The following is a 20,255-nucleotide window of genomic DNA, read 5'->3' as shown; positions in this document are numbered from 1 at the left end:
TTACGGTTGAAACTCAGATTCAAATATCTGCCGAGTCAGCGGTTGAGGGACTTCCAATCCTTCACCCCCTAAAACTGTTAGGGGTTCACCGGCTACGGAAATCCACACGGGAGCATTCGGATCTAAACTGGTAGCGGTGTAAAGCACCTGCTGGAGTCTACCAATCATGGAGTTACTGCCACCGCCATCTTTAAATTCTTGGGACAAATCAACATGAATCCCATCAGGTTTAACGGTCAGGCTACGCAGTTGAGTCCCTTGAGGAATATTGCTGAAAGCGTCAGACTGATTCTCCTGGTTGCTAAGTAACTGCTGAAATGCCCCGGTTAATATTTCTGCGGGTTCAGATTTCCCCTGCATCTTGATGGGCACCGGCACCAGTTCAGATTTGAGACCGTTATCTTTCAACAGATAGATGTCTACCGATTTGCTGGCGTTGGGGGCGCTGGCATTGGTGTTGGGGGCGATCACTTCTGGGGGCACCGTTGTTGCTTGATTGTTCGGTGTCACTGATGGTTGCGATGTTTCCACCGGGTTTGGTTTGGTGACGGGAGACTCGGATTTCTGAGAAGTCCAGAGCCATCCAGCGGTGGCGCCACCAGCGATTAATACGAGGGCAGAAATACCCGCAAGAAATTTGAAGTCGGCAGGTGTTTTATTAATTTTTTGTTGCTCTTCCATTTCTGGTTTTTTCTCCTTTGGGATGGCACAGAATCTAGGGTGGGAATTTAAATTAGTATTCAGTCAAAGCGCCTTGCATTCCCAGTATAAATATCAAGCTGTGAGAATTATGGCAGCGATCGCTAATTTCAAATCTCACGTTTCAAATATCACGTTACATTATAGCAATATGCTGAGAGAACTGGTAAATAATACAAAGCTTTTCGATCCGCATCCTGAAAATTTCATCGCTGATTCAGAGTGGCTGCTACTTTGGCATTATCGATCCGCAGAAAACTGACAATCTCTATTTGTTCGCCATTCATATTTAACTGGATCACTCGCGCTTGGAGTCCTTGGGAGTCAAAAGAGGTTAAATCCAGCTTTTGATTCACGAATTTAGCGAGCACCCGACTTATATTAGCTGGGGCTTCCTCATCATTCAACCACAGCTTTGGGTTAACCAAATTTATTTTAGATCCCTCGACTACCCTTACCTCTGATTCTATCCTCACTGTTAAGCGATCGTTGTCTCTTTGATCTTGAATTTCTGCTTGCAAGCTTAATCGATTTTCTCCTAAAAAATCAATCTCAGGATTTACCAGTTGATACCGTTGTAACAGTGATTCTGCTTCCGTGCCCTCGCTAAATGTCCCTTGACCCTGACGGAGTTGTTCTAATACCGCAGGCGATCGCAGGGCTTGATTTAAGTCTGCCTCCGTAAGCACTAACCGGATCGCCCCTTGTAAAGGTTGGCGCAGAAATTGCGGCACAGACCCTTGATTTTCTGCCCGCAAACGTTCCAGATCCACGTCCAAGGGATCCGTTTCAAATTCTATGGTGTCAATCCGAAATTCTGGAGTTAGGTATAACCCACGACCGGCAAACCGCAGTCGGTCTATTTTGCCTTGGAGTAACTGATAATTGGGAGTATTATCTACTCGGACTTCTAATTCTTCCGCTGCGTAAAGTTGATCCAGGACAGCTTTTTCCGCAACGCGATCGAAAACAGCCCCAACTGGGGAAACCAAGGTAAGCAGACCGGAAACGATAATGTTGATAATTTGCATAAATTCAATGGCGTTTTTGCCAGTGGGTTTACATCATTTTATAACAAAATGGAAACTCAATGCAAAGTCTAGGCACTGTGTATATACTGTCTATAATATAGGTAGAGGGTAAACCTGGTGTTTTTTGGGCTTGTTTTGCCTTGAAATTAGTTTAATTTAAATTAAATAAGTGAATATAAATTATTCTAGCCTAGAATAATTTATATGCTCATATTTTAAATTATATTCAATATTTTTTAAAGCTTACATAATATTTAGTAGGGATATACTATTATGGTAGTGCGATAATTACACAGATCGATTAGATAATATGATTATTAGTGCCAGCCGACGGACTGATATTCCTGCCTTTTACCATCAATGGTTTATGAATCGCATTCGTGCGGGCTACTGCCTGGTGCCTAATCCCTTTAATCGCCAGCAAGTTTCCCGGATTGATTTAACTCCAGAAAATGTAGAAGTTATCGTTTTCTGGACGCGCAACCCGAAACCTTTGTTGTCATCCTTACGAGAGTTAGATGAACGGGGATATAAATATTATTTTCAGTTTACAATTATGAATAATCCCCGGTTTCTAGACCAGAATAACATTCCCTGGGAACGGGCGATCGCCACATTTCACGAATTAGTCCAGGCGATCGGCTACCGCAAAGTTATTTGGCGCTACGATCCGATTGTTTTTAGTTCGGCAACCGATATCGAGTTTCATCTTCAGCAATTCGGCGATATTGCCGATAGATTATTCCCCGCCGCTACTCGGTGCGTTTTGAGTTTTATGGATCGGTACGCTAAAAATAATCCTCGTCTGAAAACAATTGAACGAGAACAAAATATTAAAATTATTAATTTTGCAGATATCCCGGAAGTCAAGGACAAGTTTTTGCCAGAAATATCAAAAATTGCCTATAAATATGGGATAAGGCTTTTTAGCTGTGCGGAATCTTGTGATTTATCCGCCTATGGCATTCAGCATGGTAAATGTATCGATGATGATTATATTAAGGAGGTGTTTGACATAGACGTGAATCATCAAAAAGATCCGGGTCAACGAGAAGCTTGTGGTTGTGTCCAAAGCCGAGATATTGGTATGTATGATACTTGCTTGTTTGGCTGTCAGTATTGCTATGCAACGACCAGTTTTGATCGCGCCCGCGAAAATTACCGAAAACACGATCCTAACTCACCTGTTTTAGTGGAATAGTCGCATATTTGAAAATTTTTAATTAAGTTGGGCGATCGCAGAATATTCTACATATTTGCAATTCATTTGAACTAATAAATTTAGATTAATTTTATACTCAAATAATTTTGTGTAAACTGATAAAAAGACACTGGATATCTTTACTCCGAGGGACTAACCTACCTTTACTGGTCAAAAGATGTTTTTTAATAATTTGTGGCAGATTTGGGCAAGCTTTAATGTTAAGGTTATCAATTGGTGGGCAATATATTTCAAAGTCACCTCTATTTTTTACTTTTTTTTCCAATTCATCAACGATGGTGACATTTTGACTGTAATTGCATAAGTCTATAATCACCATCGCCCCTCCCACAGGAATTTCATCTAACAAAAAATTCAAATTAAATTGAACTGTGTATACATTATAAATCTCATTTAGGCAATTTTGAAAAACAAATAACCGGCTTCTTTTAATGCTCTGCTTAACTGACTGAAGCGAATTAAATTCACATAAATCCAGGTAATTACTATTTACTGTTAAATCTCCATACCAGTATTCGGGGACAATAAATTTCTCAGTAATCTCTCTGCTTAAAGACCACTGAGCGCCAGCAAGATCATATACATTTACCACTAATTTTTTGATAAATTGATAATTTTCTGACAATAGTTTACTTAACCCAACTATTTCTGGACAAGGACCAGCGCCAAACAAGCATACTTCTAGGGTTTCATCTGTGAAGCATTTAAATAGATTTTGACGATGAATCATTTCTAATATTTGGTAATTCATGTAAGCATAGTGGGGATAATAACGGATTAAATAAGCGGCTTGAATTGACGGCTCCCCATAATTGACTTGAACCTGATTGAATCTATAAGCAGACCACAATTCTTCTGCCGCTGGTTGGAGTGATTCTAAATAATTTTCAAATGTTTTGTGTTTTTGGGGGTCATAAAAAACTAGCGATTTCTCTAATCCCTCTAAAATGTAATTGTATAATCCGGTACTCTTAATGGGTTTATCTTTAGGTTTAACCCAACGTTTAGCCGGGATTTTTTTCTCTTTAGTTTCCAGATTGAAGATTACATCTTGCAGAGTGTCTCGCTGGAGTTTTAGAGAATTAATCTCTTCTTTTAGCCGGTCGATCTCTTTTAGTTTTGCGTTGACTTATTGTTCAACTTTTGTTTTAGAACGAGTTTTATTATTAATGACTTTGACCAGGTTGGTCTTTTTCTCTGTCAGGCTTGATATTTGACTTTCCAGGCTTTTTACTTTTTCGGTCTGTCCCTGAAGCTTTTGACGTTCTTTTTCTGAGACTTTGCTTAAAACCAACCCACTACTCAGGGTGCTAATGGTGGCGATCGCACCGATCGCCGCACTTTTAGTCACATTTTTCTCGACAACTAAGCCGCAGCTAAAAGCAATAGTAAAACTTAAGGTTCCCAGTAAAAGTAAATTTTTCACAGCCGAATGATGATTTAGCGGAATAACTTCCATCTTACCAGAGAGAGGCGAATCTCAAAACCAGCGATCGCCCTTCAGACCGAATTCGGGAATCACTTACTGACCATAGCAGCACATGAAATTGATAATTTATCACAAATTAGCCCCTCTTTTTCCCCCTTTTTTTAGCTTTTGACGGGTGGTTATGAAAAAAGCGATCGCCTACCAACTTGGTAAAGACAATCGCGCCATGTTTCGCACTTTTATACTCTGGAATAACCAGACAGGTTTTAGCTTGCTTCCGTTGATGATTCAGGTCTGAAAAAAGAACTGATTTCTACAACGGCTGGCTTTGGTTTTGGCATCAATTGTTTGCCAAATTTGGCATATAAAGCCGGAATGACTAATAATGTCAACGCCGTGGAAGTAAATAAACCACCTAAAACCACGATCGCTAAGGGTTGTAAAATTTCATTTCCAGCGCCACTGGCGATCGCTAATGGTAACATTCCTAAAGCGGAGGTTAAAGCGGTCATCAGAATGGCATTGACTCGTTCTAGAGAACCATTAATAATTACATCTTTCAGGGGCATTCCTTCGGCGAATTTTTGGTTATAGTTATCGACTAATAACAAACCATTTCGCACCGCAACCCCAAACAAGGTAATAAATCCGATTAAAGAGGCAACGGAAATCACGCCACCAGTCAAAATAATGGAAACAATCCCACCAACTAAAGCCAAAGGTAGGTTAATCATAATGGCGATCGTGGCGGAGAGTGATTTCACCGAAAAGAACATTAAGACTGTAATAACGATCGCCGCTAAAATGCTATATAATAATAAATTATTAGTAGCATTTTCTTCTGCCTCAAATTGTCCACCGTATTGGATAAAATAACCATTGGGTAGTTGGATTTTTTGTTGAATTTGCGATTGAATATCGCCCACCACACTGCCTAAGTCACGCCCTTGGACGTTGGCAGAAACTACAATTAAGCGAGACACATTTTCCCGATTTACTACATTGGCTCCCATGCCATATTCCACTTTGGCAACGGTACTCAGGGGAATGATTTGTCCCGTGGGAGTGCTAATGGGAATAGCGCGAATCGCATCAAGATTATTTCGGGCTGATTCTGATAAGCCCACCACAATATTAATTAATTGTTGATTTTCCGGTACTTGGGAGACGATTCGACCGTTGAGGGCGGTTTCGACTACATCAGAAATATCCGCCATGCTTAAACCATAGTTGGCTGCGGCTGCGCGACTGTACTGAATTTGTACCTGACGAATGGGTAATTGCGGTTCAAGTTGCAAGTCTACCACTCCAGTAATGGGCTGAATTGCATCTCTAACTTGTTCGCCAATTTTCCGTAATTCGATTAAATCAGAACCAAATATTTTGATGGCGATCGCACTTCTCACCCCGGATAAAACCTCATCCATCCGGTGAGAAATAAATCCGCCAATATTAGGCGCAACTCCCGGTAACTTGAGGAATGTTTCCCGCAGTTGTTTAATACTAGCTTCTCTCTTTTCCAGGGCGCGATCGCTCAGTTCCACATCCACATGAGCCATATTCACCCCAGCACCGTCAGCATCTCCGGGGGCGCGTCCAGCCCGCACTTGCACCCATTCATAGAGAGGATTATCTTGAATTAAATTAGACAATGCCATCCCAGCGCGATTGGTCATTTCCAGGGAAACTCCAGGAAACAATACCATCGAATTTACTAAAGATTTTTCTTGAAATTCTGGCAAAAACACCCTTCCTAAAGATGGCACGATCGCGCAAGTAGCGACTAATCCCGCGAGTGCCACACCGAGAATAATTTGAGGAGTTTTTAACGATAGATTTAGCAACGGACGATATAAGCGTTCGGCCCATTGTGAAATCAACGTGCCTTCTTGTGGCAGGGTTTGGTTGGCTAACAAAATAGCACAAAGTGCTGGAGAAAGGGTCATGGCGACGAAAGTAGACGCACAAATCGAGAGTAAATAAGCCAAACCCATTGGGGCAAAAATGCGTCCTTCCACCCCGGTCAAACTAAAAATTGGTGCAAAGACAACCACGATAATTACCGTGGAAAAAATTACGGCTAAACGCACTTCTACCGATGTGTCATAAACCACTTGAAAGGGATGTTTTGGATTGCCCTGGGCTTGATTTTTTCGCAGTCCGCGATAGCAGTTTTCCATATCTACGATCGAATCATCCACCACTGAGCCGATCGCCACCACTAAACCGCCTAATGTCATGGTATTAATGCCCAAGCCAAAGGCTTTCATCAACATTAACCCAATCAATAAAGATAGGGGAATTGCGCTCAGAGTAATCGCCGCCGTGCGCCAATTCATCAAAAACAGCAGCATAATTACGGACACAATAATAGTCCCTTCTAACAGAGAACCACTGACATTTTGAATCGCCGTATCAATAAAATTAGACTGGCGAAATGTCCGTACAAGCTGCACATCTGGGGGAAATGTCCTCTGCAAAGATGCCATCACCGTTTCTACGGCTTTCGTAACCGTCGGCGTATCCACATCGGGCTGTTTATTAATCATCAGCACCACCGCAGGCTGGCCATTAAAACTGGCATCCCCGCGTTTTAAGGCATTGCCGGTTTTCACCTCTGCCACATCTTTTAAGAGAATCGGTTGGTTATTTTCGACTTTGACAACAGACTGTTGCAAATCTTCAATCGATTTGATTTGCCCCATACCCCGCACCAATAACTCTTGACCGCCACCAATGAGAAAGCCGCCCGGAGCATTGGCATTGGCACTTCTGGCGGCATCGGTGACTTCGGTAAGGGAAACATTCAGCGATCGCAGCTTTGCGGGATCGACTAAGACCTGTTCCTGCCGTTCATCTCCCCCATAAACCGTGACTTGAGAGACTCCCGCTACAGAAAGAATTTGATTACTCAGGGTGACTTCCACAAGACGGCGCAAATCCATTAACGAAGTTTGCCCTTGTCCATTAACAGTGAAGGCGTACTGCAAAATTGTCCCCAAAGGCGAAACCAGGGGCGAAATTTCTGGCGGATGCGTTCCCTCTGGCAGTTGATTTGTCACCTGCTGAAGTCGCTCTGTCACCGCTTGTCGGGCTTTATAAATATCTGCCTCTTGGTCAAAGACTACATGAACCATTGATAGTCCAACTTTGGAGGACGATCGCACCATCGTGACTCCGGGCAAGCCATTGACAGCACTTTCGATCGGCACCGTAATTTGAGTTTCCACTTCCTCTGGGGCCAGTCCAGAGGCTTCCGTGTGAATGTCCACTTGGGGCGGCGCAAATTCGGGAAACACATCTAACGGCATAAGGGTGATGGTAAAGATGCCCCAGACGGTGACAAAAATCGCACCAACCACAATCAGCCACCGTTGGGCGATCGAGTTTTTCAGGATTTGATTCAATAGTGAATTCAGCATTTTAAATTAAGTAGGTGAACATAATTAATTGCACTTTTCGTTTTCCGCCAATAGGCTTTGGATTCCCGCCTTCGCGGGAATGACAGCCTTTCTTCTCTCTCGTGGGGTCTGTAGTGCATTTATTTCTGCCCACCTACTTAAACGCCCCCTTTCTTGCGGTTGCCCACAACGGCGATCGCTCCCACCAATAACGCTGCCCCACCCCCAAGGGCGGCCAAAATCCCCATTGGGAAACCACCGGATTTCTGAGTCGTTTCACCAGACTGTTCCCCAGAGGATTGCACCATATTGCCAGAAGTATCATGGGTCTGGTCGGTTGCCGGGGAAACTGGTGCCGAAGCAACGGGTGCGGGAGCAGAAATCGGCTCTGGAGTTGTGGCAGCATCGGCGGTTTGAGTTTTGCGCGATTCCGCATACAGGGATAAGCTGCCCTGAGTCACCAGCTTTTCCCCAACGGACAACCCTTGCGTCACCGAAATCAAATCCCCTTGGGTTGCACCCGTGGTCACTTCCACCGGCTCATAAAAATTTTTGTATTGGACAAAAACAAGCTGCTTGCCGTCCGCATCAACTAAGGCAGTAAAGGGAATCATCACCCCAGAACCATCAGCAGTCGTAGCGTCGATCGCTGTCACCACAATGCCCAACATTTGATCGGTTTGCGGGTTAACCTGCACTCGGTTAATTCCCCCAGTTGCTTGGAATTCATCCCCATGTCCCACATGAGCAAACACAATGGTGGGGCAACTGATGGTTAAAGTGGCTGCAAGAATGGAACTGACTAGCGGAAAGCTTTTCATCATTACTCCTGACAATAACTAGGGGGTTTAACAAAAATCAACTCAAATTTTTCATAGTCTGCCAAAGCACAGATGAAATTGAGATGAAATAGCCCATGTTTGGGTAAAATCAACCCCGTGGTTGATTTCCGTGAATCGATGCGAATTTTACTGGTGGAAGATGAGACAGATTTAGGACTGGCAATTAAGCAAGTTCTGATGGGTGAGAAATATGTGGTGGATTGGCTGACCGATGGTACACGCGCATGGGACTGCATCGAAAGCCAATGGACGGACTACACCGTGGCGATCGTGGATTGGTTGCTTCCCGGATTGTCCGGTCTGGAGTTGTGTCAAAAACTCAGATTACATAAAAATCCTTTACCTGTGCTGATGCTGACCGCATTGGGACAGCCGGAAAATCGGGTAGCGGGGTTGGATGCGGGAGCCGATGACTATTTAGTCAAACCCTTTGTGATGGAAGAATTGCTGGCACGATTGCGGGCACTTCAGCGGCGATCGCCCCAGCTACAACCTCTAACCTTGACGGTGGGAGAGTTTACCCTGGATCATGGGAATAATCAGCTATCGGTTCAACAAAGCGAACGCCCGCCCCTGATGATTCCTTTAACCATCAAAGAATTTCAGGTACTTGCCTATTTGATGCAAAATCCCAATCGAATTATTTCCGGCAGCAAAATTCGCCAGCAACTTTGGGATATCGATGAAGAACCGATTAGTAATGTTGTCGCCGCCCAAATGCGACTGTTGCGGCGGAAATTCGCCAGCTACCAATGCGATTGCCCGATTGAAACCGTTCCCGGTCAAGGCTATCGCTTTACCTTGAAACCATGAAAACCATGAATATCCATTTGCTATTTCGCCGTAGTCGCATCCGGTTAGCCCTTTGGTATGCCGTAGTGATGGGGGGAATTTTGGGCTTATCGGGTTTTGGGATGTATCGATCGATTGTTCAGTCTAACTGGGTCGCGTTGGAACGAGAAATTGAGTCGATCGCCGGAACCTTGCATGATAGCTTGGAACCCATGTTACCGGCTTCCGGCGATCCGGCAGTGGTGTTGCAGCAAATTTTTCCAGATTTATGTTTAGTTGGGCAATCTTGTCATGTTCGCCCCACGTTAATTCAGCGACATACCACGGGGATTAGCGATCGCAATCTTTATTACATTCGCTTATTCGATCGTCACGGAAAACTACTGGCTTTTTCCCCGAATCAACCCTCTCCTCCTCCCCAGAGTTTAACTTCGACTTCATGGCAAATTATTCAGGATAAAAATAGCATTCGCTATCGCCAATTCACCACTATTTTACATAGTGCTAAGGGTCATATTCCCGGACACGATCATGGTTCTTGGGGTTATCTGCAAATTGGCCGCACTTTAGCCTCTTTTGATGCCGAAAACAGAAGAATTAAAGAAATTTTAACCCTAGGATTTTTTATCGCTTTGGGCTTAGTTGCTGCCTCTAGTTGGTGGCTTTCAGCATTAGCAATGCAACCGATTTATCAGTCTTATCAGCAACAGCAACAGTTTACCGCGAATGCTGCCCATGAGTTGCGATCGCCCCTTGCCAGTCTCTTAGCAACCGTAGAAGCTATTCTGCGTTTAGGGTCATCCAATCAGCAAGATATTCCGATCATGCTGCAAACCGTGGAACGACAGGGAAGAAGATTAAGCCAACTCATCGCTGATTTACTGTTGCTAACCAGTTTAGAGCAAGATATGTCGGCAAAACCGTTTAAACCCTGTTGTTTAAATGATTTAGTTAATGATTTAGCCGAAGAATTTTTAGAACTGGCTACCGCTGCTAATATTCAATTAAATAGTCAAGTTTGTGCAGAAGAAATTTATGTGCTGGGCAACGAATCACAACTTTATCGTTTAGTCTCAAATTTGATTGCGAATGCGATTCAATACACTACCGCTGAGGGCTTGGTAATGGTGATTTTAACCCTTCGCGAGCGCACCGCGATTATTACGGTCAAAGATACCGGGATTGGCATTTCTATGGAGCAACAAAGCCATATTTTTGAGCGGTTTTATCGTGTCGATAGCGATCGCTCTCGTAAAACTGGTGGCACTGGATTAGGGTTAGCGATTGCCCAAGCGATCGCCCAAAAACATCAAGCCCATCTTAAAGTTGAAAGTGAGTTAGGCAAAGGCAGCATTTTTACTTTAGAAATCGCGATCGCTCCCACCCAAACCTAGTAAAATATGCGTAGGGTGCGTTAGACCCGCGACTATTTATGCTAAATAAATTTAACCTTTAATCGGGTCGTAACGCACCGATTAATCCTCGATAAAAATATGCGATCGCTCTTAATTTTTCATATTTAGGACACGGCATTGTTTGAGGACACGGCAATGCCGTGTCCCTACAGGTTTACAATTATCGAATAATTAAGCTAGGCACCATAAAAAAATCATGGCTAATGTTGACAAAATTGGGCGATCGCTGTTTTAATAGAAGTGATAGTTTGCGATCGCGAGCAGAAACTATGATCCAGCCAGTTCTCTTAGAAAAATTAGCCAAACTCCCTGATTCCCTTCAGTCAGAAGTGCTTCATTATATTGAGTTTTTGATAGAGAAACACGCGGAAACATCGGTTCAAGAACCGCCGCCAAAAAAGCGTCGTGTTGCCGGAACTATGCAAGGAATGTTTGTTTTACCACTGCCTGATGACTTTGATGAACCCCTTGAAGACATGAAAGAATATATGGAATGAAACGATCGCACCCACCCAAACCTAGAAACCGGGTTTCTTTTCCACATATCACAATTATCTGTGGAATGCCAAACAGAAACCCGGTTTCTTTGCCCCCACCCAAACCTAGAAACCGGGTTTCTTTTCCACATATCACAATTATCTGTGGAATGCCAAACAGAAACCCGGTTTCTTTGCTCCCACCAAAACCTAGAAACCGGGTTTCTGCTTAATAAGTCAAAATAAGATTAGACGAATCTGGATAAAGTAACATAACTTGTTCGGCAGTCAAAGAAACTAACGCATAAGTTTGACCATTCACATCGGAAAATTCCACTTCAAAAGCGGTGCCATTATTATATTCTTCCACAACTGTGCCCACTTGCCCTCTGGGTAAGATAATTTCTTCTGGACTCATAAACCGCTGGGTTTTAATATTTTCTGTAATTGCCACTAAATCATGTAATTTAATTGGATTCATCTTCAGCCAGAAATTTTATATTTAATAAACCACAAATACCTGTAGGGGCGAAGCATTCCGGCGGATAAATTATTGCTTAAAATATTAATGTACGGGCGAAGCATTCCGGCAGATAACCTATTGCTTGGAATATTAAATTGACTGCCGGAATGCTTCGCCCCTACGGAATGCTTCGCCCTTACCGCTGGAAAAATTATCTGTTTCTCTCCTCTAAAATAATATGAGGGCGAAGCATTCGGGTAATAGGTTGCTGGTTTTGTCCCAGAGATTCTTTGCCAATCATGCTTCGCCCCTACATAATGGCATGAACCCCGTAGGGGCGAAGCATCCCGGCAGATATGTTATCGCTCTTAACCAGCAACCTATTACCGGGATGCTTCGCCCTGGTATTGTTGAACCCCGCAGAGGGCGAAGCATTCCGGTAATATATCCTCCGTTTCAGTCAAAAATCATTTGCCGGAATGCTTCGCCCCTACAGAACCACCCCGCACACCCTACACCCCAACCCCACCGAACCCCTACAACCGCCACAACCGCACCACACCATCCTTACTCCCAGAAGCCAGGATTTGGCCATTGGGGCTGAATGCCACGCTATACACAGTGTCTGTATGTCCCTGGAGTAGGCGCAGTTCCCGTCCCGTAGCCACATCCCACAGTCGCACTGTATTATCCCAACTCCCACAAGCCAGAGTTTTACCATCTCGACTGAAGCTGACGCTATACACACTTCTTGTATGTCCGGTGAGTTGGCGCAGTTCCCGTCCCGTAGCCACATCCCACAGTCGCACGGTATTATCCCAACTCCCAGAAGCCAGGGTTTTACCATCAGGACTGAAGCTGACGCTACTCACATAGCTTGTATGTCCAGTGAATTGGTGCAGTTCTCGTCCCGTGGTCACATCCCACAGCCGCACGGTTTCATCTCCACTCCCAGAAGCCAGGATTTGGCCATTAGGGCTGAAGCTGACGCTTTTCACACCGCCTGTATGTCCCTGGAGTTGGCGCAAAAACTGTCCCGTAGCCACATCCCACAGTCGCACTGTTTTATTCCCAATCCCAGAAGCCAGGGTTAGACCATCGGGACTGAAGCTGACGCTAGTCACATCGTTTGTATGTCCAGTGAGTTGGCGGAGTTCCCGTCCCGTTGCCACATCCCACAGCCGCACTGTTTTATCCCTACTCCCAGAAGCCAGGGTTTTACCATCGGGACTGAAGCTGACGCTATTCACCCAGAATGTATGTCTGATGAGTTGGCGCAGTTCCCGTCCCGTAGCCACATCCCACAGTCGCACTGTATTATCCGAACTCCCAGAAGCCAGGGTTTGACCATCGGGACTGAAGCTGACGCTATTCACATAGCTTGTATGTCCGGTGAGTTGGCGCAGTTGCAGTTCCTCTCCCGTCACCACATCCCACAGTCGCACGGTATCCTCACCCCCAGAAGCCAGGGTTTTACCATTGGGACTGAAGTTGACGCTCCACACCCATTCTGTATGTCCCTGGAGTTGGCGGAGTTCCCGTCCCGTAGCCACATCCCACAGTCGCACGGTATCCTCACCCCCAGAAGCCAGGGTTTGACCATCTCGACTGAAGACTACGCTTCTCACACTGTTTGTATGTCCCTGGAGTAGGCGCAGTTCCCGTCCCGTAGCCACATCCCACAGTCGCACTGTTTTATCCCGACTCCCAGAAGCCAGGGTTTGACCATCTGGACTGAAGCTGACGCTATTCACATAGTTTGTATGTCCAGTGAGTTGGCGCAGTTCCCGTCCCGTAGCCACATCCCACAGTCGCACTGTTTCGTCCTCACTCCCAGAAGCCACGTATTTCCCATCGGCACTGAAGCCTACGCTTCTCACAATGCTTGTCTGTCCCTGGAGTTGGCGCAGTTCCCGTCCCGTTGCCACATCCCATAGTCGCACGGTTTTATCCCTACTCCCAGAAGCCAGGGTTCGACCATCAGGACTGAAGGCTACGCTATTCACATACCATGTATGTCCCTGGAATTGGCGCAAAAACTGCCCCGTAGTTAAATCCCAGAGGTAAATATCTTTGTATCCACCTAAAGCCAACAGCCGCCCGTCAGCAGTCACCGCCCCACCCCAAGCAGGACAGTCAATTTCCCAGAGGGCTTCCCCTGTCCGCAGGTTAAATAGGGTTGCACTGCCACCAGCAATGACTATGGTTAATTCCTGGTTCAGGGGAATTACTTCTTTGATTTCTCCCCGTCCCAGTCGTAGCACCATGCCTTGGGCGGTCAATTCTGGAAGGATAAAATAGTTTGCCCTTGGTGACGGGGACATGGGTTGTTGATTTGCCCCTGGTGGCGGGGACACGGACTGCTGGTTTGCCCCTGTTGGCAGCAAAGCCAAAAAATCCCGCATGGTTTGGGGTCGGTTTGCCGCTTCCAGGGCCATTGCTTGAATAATCGCTGCCTGTAACTTATCGCTAATCTGGGGATTATGCTGTTTTGGCGGTATCAAAGCCTGGTTATCTTTCCGTTCTAAAGCCGGAGTGGGTAGCTCTCCTGTCACCGCATAATATAAGGAGGCACCGAGAGTGTAAACATCCACCGTGGGTAAACCACTGCCCCTAACAATTTGCTCATAAGGGGCAAATGCGGGATTAAATGCGAGGCGCGTTTTGCTCACCATCGGGGCAATATCCCCCGCAATGCCAAAATCAATCAATACTGCCCGGTTTTGATTCGCCACCATAATATTGAGGGCGTGGGCGTCCCGATGCACAATTCCTATGTCATGGGACACAACCAACGCATCGGCAATTTGGCGAATACACTCCACCGCCTGGGTTTCCGGGAGGGGGCCGCGTTCTTGTACCAGGTCGAATAAACTACCCCCCGGCACCAAATCCATCACCAAACAGGGGATACTATCTTCGGTAAATAAGTCGCTGACCCGCACAATGGAAGGATGAGCTTGTTGGCTCAGTTGGGCCAGCATTTGCCCTTCTTTGCGAAAACGCTCTTCAAATCTGGGATAGGCGGGGTCGTTGCGGAGCATGGCGTTGGGGGTTTTCAGCACTACTTGATGCTTGAGTTCAAGATGTCGCGCTTTGTAGGTGATGCCGAAACCGCCTTGTCCGATCTCCGCTTCAATTTGATAGGGGCGGGTTTTGAGTTTATGTCCGGGTTGCCAATACACGATATTTGCCTCTGGGTTTGGCTGGTGGGTCAGGTTCTTTTATTTATTGTGCCACGGGTTGACGATGGTGATGGTTTCTGTAGGGGCGAAGCATTCGGGCAGTTAATTCTGGATTTGAACAGTTAATTCTTTACCCGAATGCAACGCCGCCCTTACCAGCAGTTAATTCTGGATTTGAACAGTTAATTCTTTACCCGAATGCAACGCCGCCCTTACCAGCAGTTAATTCTCGATTTGAACAGTTAATTCTTTACCCGAATCCTTCGCCCTGACCGTTAATTCTGGGTTGGAACTCACACGGCTGGTAAGGGCAAAGCATGACCGTATTAAAATTAATCGGTTAACCAAGAAATATCTGCGGTCATGCTTTGCCCCTACAGTTGTAGGGGGGTTGTAGGGGCGAAGCATTCTGGCAGTTAATTCTGGATTTGAACAGTTAATTCTTTACCCGAATGCAACGCCGCCCTGACCGGCAGTTAATTCTGGATTTGAACACACACCGCAGATCAGGGCAAAGCATGACCGGATTAAAATTAATTTTTTAACCGACAAATAAAGCGGTTATTGTCCGAATGAAGTACAGAGTTTTTCTGGATTCCCGCGCGGGAATGACAGTTTTTTTTTGTACTTCATAACTATGACAATTGCTATATCTGCGGTCATGGTTTGCCCCTACAGGAATTAGTAACCAAAAATGGTATGATTATTATCAATTAATTATTTTAACTTATAAAATCTGAATAATCAACCCGCTGATTCAAATACTGAATCAGCGGGCAAAATTTAAGCTGATATTTTAGCAGTAGAATTACCCCGGTTTTTACCGAAAAAAACCGGAGTTTTTGACTATTACTTAGAACCGCTAGGACCTAAGCCAACTTTACCTGCATAAACAGCCCGATCGCCCAATTCATCTTCAATCCGAAGTAAGCGATTATATTTAGCAACTCGTTCACTGCGGCACAGAGAACCTGTCTTAATTTGACCAGCACGAGTGGCCACCGCCAAATCGGCGATCGTGGTATCTTCGGTTTCTCCAGAACGGTGACTAATCATCGAACGATAACCATTACGAGTTGCCAGATCGATGGTTTCTAAAGTTTCCGTTAAAGAACCAATTTGATTCAGCTTAATCAGAATTGCATTCGCCGCACCTTGTTCAATGCCCTTTTGCAAGCGGGTGGGATTTGTCACAAACAAATCATCACCTACTAACTGCACTTTCTTACCCAATTTTTGAGTTAAAATTTGCCAATTTGCCCAATCATCTTCATGCAATCCATCTTCAATGGAAACAATCGGATATTGGTCTACCAACTTGGCCAAATAATCAATTAATTCCCCTGGTTCGTGGGCGCTGCCTTCATAGACATACTTGCCATATTTGTAAAATTCACTGGCAGCCACATCCATTGCTAAAGCCACTTGTTCTCCGGGTTTATAACCGGCTTTTTGAATGGCTAACATGAGAATATCTAACGCTTCTTGGTTAGAACCCAAATTAGGGGCAAAACCGCCCTCATCACCGACCCCAGTTAGCAAACCTTTTTCCGCCAATACTTTGCTCAGGCAAGCAAATACTTCAGCCCCCCAGCGTAAGGCTTCTTGAAAAGAAGCAGCACCATGAGGCACAATCATAAATTCTTGAAAATCGACGTTATTTGCGGCGTGAGCCCCACCATTAATCACGTTCATCAATGGCACCGGCAACACATTAGATAATGGGCCGCCAAGATAACGATAAAGGGGAATTTGTAACGCATCTGCCCCGGCTTTTGCTGTTGCCAAAGACACGGCTAAAATTGCATTTGCCCCTAATTGTGATTTGTTGCCCGATCCATCCAGATCGATCATCATCCGATCGACGGTAGCTTGGTCGAGGGCATCTACCCCGTTTAATTCTGGCTCAATTTTGCCGATCACATTTCGCACGGCTTTGAGAACACCTTTGCCACCGTAGCGTCCTGGTTCATCATCACGGAGTTCATGGGCTTCAAAAGTCCCTGTGGACGCGCCACTAGGCACTTGGGCTAGACCTGATGCACCGTTAGCCAGATAAACTTCTGCTTCTACGGTCGGGCGTCCGCGAGAGTCGAGAATTTCACGGGCTTTAATCGTTTCAATTGCTGTATCTAGCATAGTTGTCTGTATCTTTTGTATCTGTTGTGGATGGTTGCCGATGGCCTTGAGTCTTGGCTTAAGCATTGGAGTGAGATGTTTGTCGCCACTGGCCATCAACATTCAAGATACAGCCAACTTTCTCAAAACTGACGATATTTAAGAATATCTATCGATCCCGAAAAAATGTTATTTGTTATTTGTTATTTGTTATTTATTATTTATTATTTGTTGGAAAGTTGGAAAGTTGGAAAGTTGTTTGCCAGGAAGTCCTTGGTCATTGGTTCCCTTATGACTTGCGGACGGTCAACCGCCAACATTCCCTATTTGTGAATAGACTCGTAAAATAAATCAAAGTCAAGAAATAAAGTCAAGAAATTGGGATAATTCAGATATGCGAATGCTACACACGATGTTGCGAGTCGGCAACTTGGAAAAATCTCTGGACTTTTACTGCAATGTGCTGGGGATGAAGCTTTTACGCCAAAAAGACTATCCGGGGGGCGAGTTTACCCTGGCGTTTGTGGGCTATGGGGATGAGTCAGACCATACGGTGATTGAGTTGACTTATAACTGGGGGGTTGAGAAGTACGACCTGGGAAATGCTTATGGTCATATTGCTTTAGGCGTTGATGATATTTATGATACCTGCGAGCAGATTAAAGCCCAAGGAGGAAAAGTGACTCGCGAACCTGGGCCGATGAAGCACGGATCCACGGTGATTGCTTTTGTGGAAGATCCCGATGGTTACAAGATTGAGTTGATTCAACTCGGCACTCAAGGAACTGCTACGACTAAATCAGCGGTGGCTACGGTTTAGTCCGGGCTGGATCTTAGGTAATTGATAATTGATAATTATCAATTATGTTATACCCTCGCCGATCGCCTGTTATGCTAGGCTATCTCGGATAATGTGTGGTTGGGGGTGTACGGACTTCAGTCAAAGAGAGGAAAAGGAAAGTATGACAAAATTGCGGGTGGGTCTGTTGTTTGGCGGTCGTTCCGGGGAGCATGAAGTCTCGATTATCTCAGCGCGGGCGATCGCTCGTGGACTGAGAGAGGGCGGCAATGGTGATAAATATGAAATGCTGCCGTTTTATGTGCAGAAAAATGGCTTGTGGCAAGGCCCAGCGGTGGCGCAACAGGTGCTAGAAACCGGAGAGGCGATCGCCTGTTCAGAAATTATCGAGCGGCGATCGCAGTTATGGCAATTTCCCCCTGCTGCCGCAGAAGTGGATGTTTGGTTTCCCATCATCCACGGGCCAAACGGCGAAGATGGCACCATTCAAGGATTATTGACCTTAATGCAAGCGCCATTTGTGGGTAGTGGGGTCACGGGTTCGGCGGTGGGTATGGATAAATTAGCCATGAAAGATGCCTTTGCTCAGGCTGGTTTGTCCCAAGTTAAATATATGAGTGTTAGTCGCTCAGAGGTTTGGTCAAATCCTTGTGTCTTTCCCAAACTTTGCGACAAAATCGAGGAAACTTTGGGCTATCCTTGTTTCGTGAAACCGGCCAACTTGGGTTCTTCCGTGGGCATTTCCAAGGTGCGATCGCGCTCTGAACTGGAAGCCGCTTTAGACAAAGCCGCCACCTTTGACCGCCGTTTGATTGTGGAAGCCGGAGTTGTCGCCAGAGAGGTAGAATGTGCGGTATTAGGAAATGACCAGCCAAAAGCCTCTGTGGTGGGAGAAATTACTTATCAAAGTGATTTTTACGACTACGAAACCAAATATACCGACGGTAAAGCGCAACTGCATATTCCGGCAGCATTAAGCCCGGACGTGACCACGCAAATTCAAGAAATGGCGGTCAAAGCCTTTTTAGCCATTGATTGTGCGGGTTTGGCGAGAATGGACTTCTTTTATGTAGAAGCAACTGGCGAAATCTTGATTAATGAAGTGAACACCCTGCCCGGTTTTACTTCTTTGAGTATGTATCCCCAGCTTTGGGCGGCCACGGGCATTCCGTTTCCAGAATTAGTCAATCGCCTGATTCAACTGGCTTTAGAACGACATCCCGCGAGTTAACCAGTTAATTTTTCCCGGAATTTTTCCCGGAATTTTTCCCCCTATTGTTTCCGAGGGGAGTCAAGGGAATTCCCCCCGGAATTGTTAACCTGATTAATAGTTCAGGGTGAAATTTGTTCGGGAATCTGCTCTGGGATCGTTGATAATTGATGCTTGAGCATGGATATTTGATCTTTAACCGCTTAGTTTAACGGCTTAAAGGTTAATCGGTTATTTCAATTCATTTATTTCAATTCATTGCCAGATCATTGCCAGATCATTGCCAGATCATTGCCAGAAATTAATTGCCATACTACTGCCAGAATTAATTGCCAGACTTAATTGCCAGACTCCAGACTAATGATGAATTACCCAAACTCGCAATCATTCTTCTCCCGATCGCCCACCATTGAACCCTTGAATTCCATATCAAGTTGGAGCGATCTAGACTGGTACGATCGCGACTCTTACCAGCAGCGGCAGCTAAAACGCTTGCAAGCTTTAGTGCCTCCAGTGTCACCGCCCCCTTTGCAGTTAGGCCACCTGACGCCAAACCAAGAATATCAGCTACAGCGGTTGCGCCGTTTAACGGTAAACCAGATCGAAGAAAACCAGTCCATTCCTACTTTTCAGCATTGGCGAGCGGCTCGTGCTTCTCGTCAATTGAACCCGCTGCCTCCTACCACTGAGGTTTCTGTGAGGCGATCGCTCAGTGCCTCACCGCAGGTCATCGAAAGACCCCGCAAAATCCGAGTTCGTCGTCCGGCCCGAAGAGTCGCCAGATCCTACCCCAGGTTAAGGGTATTTTTAAACCTAATGACCCGCTATGGCTGGGCTGTTTGTGGCGCAACTTGGATGATTTTAATCATTAGCGGTGGGTTAGCCGGTAAGGTGTTAATCAACCCTGAATATGCCACGACTTATTCCGCTTCTTATGAGTCACCGGCTAGTCAAATTCAAAGTCAGCCAGCAGAAAACTCTTGGTTATCATATAGTGCGATCGCTCTCGGTGGTGCTGGCGTGACTTGGCTAATTTCTCAATGCTTCAAAGCGGATTAATCAATCCCCACCAGCAAACACCATCCGCATCACCTCTATATTTACTAGGGGTGATTTCCTTTTAACTTGATTAAGTTGATTAACTTGATATTTTAACCAATGAATATAACCATT

16 protein-coding genes are annotated in these 20,255 nt (G+C 45.3%); 7 read left to right on the top strand and 9 right to left on the bottom strand.

Annotated features, from left to right (window positions below):
• Both ABWT76_RS01485 and ABWT76_RS01480 read right to left on the bottom strand, forming a co-directional pair.
• Window positions 1–681 (bottom strand): GerMN domain-containing protein, encoded by a 681-nt coding sequence (locus ABWT76_RS01485; RefSeq protein WP_054465132.1) that lies wholly within the window; start codon window positions 679–681, stop codon window positions 1–3.
• A gap of 224 nt (window positions 682–905) precedes the next feature.
• Window positions 906–1,730 carry a DUF2993 domain-containing protein gene (locus ABWT76_RS01480; protein ID WP_054465133.1) on the bottom strand — a complete coding sequence of 275 codons (825 nt, stop codon included), beginning with the start codon at window positions 1,728–1,730 and terminating at the stop codon, window positions 906–908.
• Window positions 1,731–2,040: 310 nt separating this feature from the next.
• Here ABWT76_RS01480 and ABWT76_RS01475 point away from each other — a divergent pair, with 310 nt between their 5' ends.
• A complete protein-coding gene (locus ABWT76_RS01475; protein ID WP_354635527.1) occupies window positions 2,041–2,931 on the top strand; it encodes a DUF1848 domain-containing protein in 891 nt (296 codons plus the stop codon).
• A gap of 97 nt (window positions 2,932–3,028) precedes the next feature.
• Here the strand turns inward: ABWT76_RS01475 and ABWT76_RS01470 are convergent, their stop codons facing one another.
• From ABWT76_RS01470 to ABWT76_RS01455, 4 genes are all read right to left on the bottom strand, one after another.
• Window positions 3,029–3,682, bottom strand: coding sequence for a hypothetical protein (locus ABWT76_RS01470; protein WP_354635526.1), 654 nt, complete (start codon window positions 3,680–3,682; stop codon window positions 3,029–3,031).
• Between the two features lie 399 nt (window positions 3,683–4,081).
• Complete coding sequence (locus ABWT76_RS01465) at window positions 4,082–4,411, bottom strand: hypothetical protein (protein ID WP_354635525.1); 330 nt, start codon at window positions 4,409–4,411, stop codon at window positions 4,082–4,084.
• A 236-nt stretch (window positions 4,412–4,647) separates the two neighbouring features.
• Window positions 4,648–7,803, bottom strand: a complete 3,156-nt coding sequence (locus ABWT76_RS01460) for an efflux RND transporter permease subunit (protein ID WP_354635524.1) — start codon at window positions 7,801–7,803, stop codon at window positions 4,648–4,650.
• 137 nt (window positions 7,804–7,940) lie between these two features.
• Window positions 7,941–8,606 (bottom strand): cobalt transporter, encoded by a 666-nt coding sequence (locus tag ABWT76_RS01455; protein ID WP_354635523.1) that lies wholly within the window; start codon window positions 8,604–8,606, stop codon window positions 7,941–7,943.
• A 135-nt stretch (window positions 8,607–8,741) separates the two neighbouring features.
• Here ABWT76_RS01455 and rppA point away from each other — a divergent pair, with 135 nt between their 5' ends.
• The 3 genes from rppA to ABWT76_RS01440 all read left to right on the top strand — a co-directional run bounded on the left by rppA (window position 8,742) and on the right by ABWT76_RS01440 (window position 11,328).
• Window positions 8,742–9,437 carry a two-component system response regulator RppA gene (gene rppA, locus ABWT76_RS01450; RefSeq protein WP_354636454.1) on the top strand — a complete coding sequence of 232 codons (696 nt, stop codon included), beginning with the start codon at window positions 8,742–8,744 and terminating at the stop codon, window positions 9,435–9,437.
• Between the two features lie 5 nt (window positions 9,438–9,442).
• Window positions 9,443–10,810, top strand: coding sequence for a two-component system sensor histidine kinase RppB (rppB, locus tag ABWT76_RS01445; RefSeq protein ID WP_354635522.1), 1,368 nt, complete (start codon window positions 9,443–9,445; stop codon window positions 10,808–10,810).
• Between the two features lie 224 nt (window positions 10,811–11,034).
• Window positions 11,035–11,328: a DUF2281 domain-containing protein gene (locus ABWT76_RS01440; RefSeq protein WP_354635521.1), complete on the top strand. Its 294-nt coding sequence runs from the start codon at window positions 11,035–11,037 to the stop codon at window positions 11,326–11,328.
• Between the two features lie 208 nt (window positions 11,329–11,536).
• Here the strand turns inward: ABWT76_RS01440 and ABWT76_RS01435 are convergent, their stop codons facing one another.
• From ABWT76_RS01435 to eno, 3 genes are all read right to left on the bottom strand, one after another.
• Complete coding sequence (locus ABWT76_RS01435; RefSeq protein ID WP_354635520.1) at window positions 11,537–11,788, bottom strand: DUF4926 domain-containing protein; 252 nt, start codon at window positions 11,786–11,788, stop codon at window positions 11,537–11,539.
• Between the two features lie 518 nt (window positions 11,789–12,306).
• Window positions 12,307–14,955: a protein kinase gene (locus ABWT76_RS01430; protein ID WP_354635519.1), complete on the bottom strand. Its 2,649-nt coding sequence runs from the start codon at window positions 14,953–14,955 to the stop codon at window positions 12,307–12,309.
• An 849-nt stretch (window positions 14,956–15,804) separates the two neighbouring features.
• Window positions 15,805–17,094 (bottom strand): phosphopyruvate hydratase, encoded by a 1,290-nt coding sequence (eno, locus tag ABWT76_RS01425; protein ID WP_354635518.1) that lies wholly within the window; start codon window positions 17,092–17,094, stop codon window positions 15,805–15,807.
• A gap of 373 nt (window positions 17,095–17,467) precedes the next feature.
• Here eno and gloA point away from each other — a divergent pair, with 373 nt between their 5' ends.
• The 3 genes from gloA (at window position 17,468) to ABWT76_RS01410 (ending at window position 20,141) form a co-directional block, all read left to right on the top strand.
• Window positions 17,468–17,893 carry a lactoylglutathione lyase gene (gene gloA, locus ABWT76_RS01420; RefSeq protein ID WP_054465138.1) on the top strand — a complete coding sequence of 142 codons (426 nt, stop codon included), beginning with the start codon at window positions 17,468–17,470 and terminating at the stop codon, window positions 17,891–17,893.
• Between the two features lie 142 nt (window positions 17,894–18,035).
• A complete protein-coding gene (locus tag ABWT76_RS01415) occupies window positions 18,036–19,103 on the top strand; it encodes a D-alanine--D-alanine ligase family protein (protein ID WP_054465139.1) in 1,068 nt (355 codons plus the stop codon).
• Between the two features lie 339 nt (window positions 19,104–19,442).
• The gene (locus tag ABWT76_RS01410) at window positions 19,443–20,141 is read left to right on the top strand and encodes a hypothetical protein (RefSeq protein WP_156331562.1); all 699 of its coding nucleotides are present in this window, start codon (window positions 19,443–19,445) and stop codon (window positions 20,139–20,141) included.
• Window positions 20,142–20,255: the final 114 nt, after the last annotated feature.

The organism is Planktothricoides raciborskii GIHE-MW2 (genome assembly GCF_040564635.1).
Lineage (GTDB): Bacteria > Cyanobacteriota > Cyanobacteriia > Cyanobacteriales > Laspinemataceae > Planktothricoides > Planktothricoides raciborskii.
Note: the sequence above shows the minus strand (reverse complement) of the source record. Positions and strands in the feature narration are given on the sequence as shown.

Coding starts and splice junctions, on each gene's coding strand:
- ABWT76_RS01485 (WP_054465132.1), bottom strand. CDS start 681: ATGGAAGAGCAACAAAAAATTAATAAAACACCTGCCGACTTCAAATTT.
- ABWT76_RS01480 (WP_054465133.1), bottom strand. CDS start 1,730: ATGCAAATTATCAACATTATCGTTTCCGGTCTGCTTACCTTGGTTTCC.
- ABWT76_RS01475 (WP_354635527.1), top strand. CDS start 2,041: ATGATTATTAGTGCCAGCCGACGGACTGATATTCCTGCCTTTTACCAT.
- ABWT76_RS01470 (WP_354635526.1), bottom strand. CDS start 3,682: ATGATTCATCGTCAAAATCTATTTAAATGCTTCACAGATGAAACCCTA.
- ABWT76_RS01465 (WP_354635525.1), bottom strand. CDS start 4,411: ATGGAAGTTATTCCGCTAAATCATCATTCGGCTGTGAAAAATTTACTT.
- ABWT76_RS01460 (WP_354635524.1), bottom strand. CDS start 7,803: ATGCTGAATTCACTATTGAATCAAATCCTGAAAAACTCGATCGCCCAA.
- ABWT76_RS01455 (WP_354635523.1), bottom strand. CDS start 8,606: ATGATGAAAAGCTTTCCGCTAGTCAGTTCCATTCTTGCAGCCACTTTA.
- rppA (WP_354636454.1), top strand. CDS start 8,742: ATGCGAATTTTACTGGTGGAAGATGAGACAGATTTAGGACTGGCAATT.
- rppB (WP_354635522.1), top strand. CDS start 9,443: ATGAATATCCATTTGCTATTTCGCCGTAGTCGCATCCGGTTAGCCCTT.
- ABWT76_RS01440 (WP_354635521.1), top strand. CDS start 11,035: ATGTTGACAAAATTGGGCGATCGCTGTTTTAATAGAAGTGATAGTTTG.
- ABWT76_RS01435 (WP_354635520.1), bottom strand. CDS start 11,788: ATGAATCCAATTAAATTACATGATTTAGTGGCAATTACAGAAAATATT.
- eno (WP_354635518.1), bottom strand. CDS start 17,094: ATGCTAGATACAGCAATTGAAACGATTAAAGCCCGTGAAATTCTCGAC.
- gloA (WP_054465138.1), top strand. CDS start 17,468: ATGCGAATGCTACACACGATGTTGCGAGTCGGCAACTTGGAAAAATCT.
- ABWT76_RS01415 (WP_054465139.1), top strand. CDS start 18,036: ATGACAAAATTGCGGGTGGGTCTGTTGTTTGGCGGTCGTTCCGGGGAG.
- ABWT76_RS01410 (WP_156331562.1), top strand. CDS start 19,443: ATGATGAATTACCCAAACTCGCAATCATTCTTCTCCCGATCGCCCACC.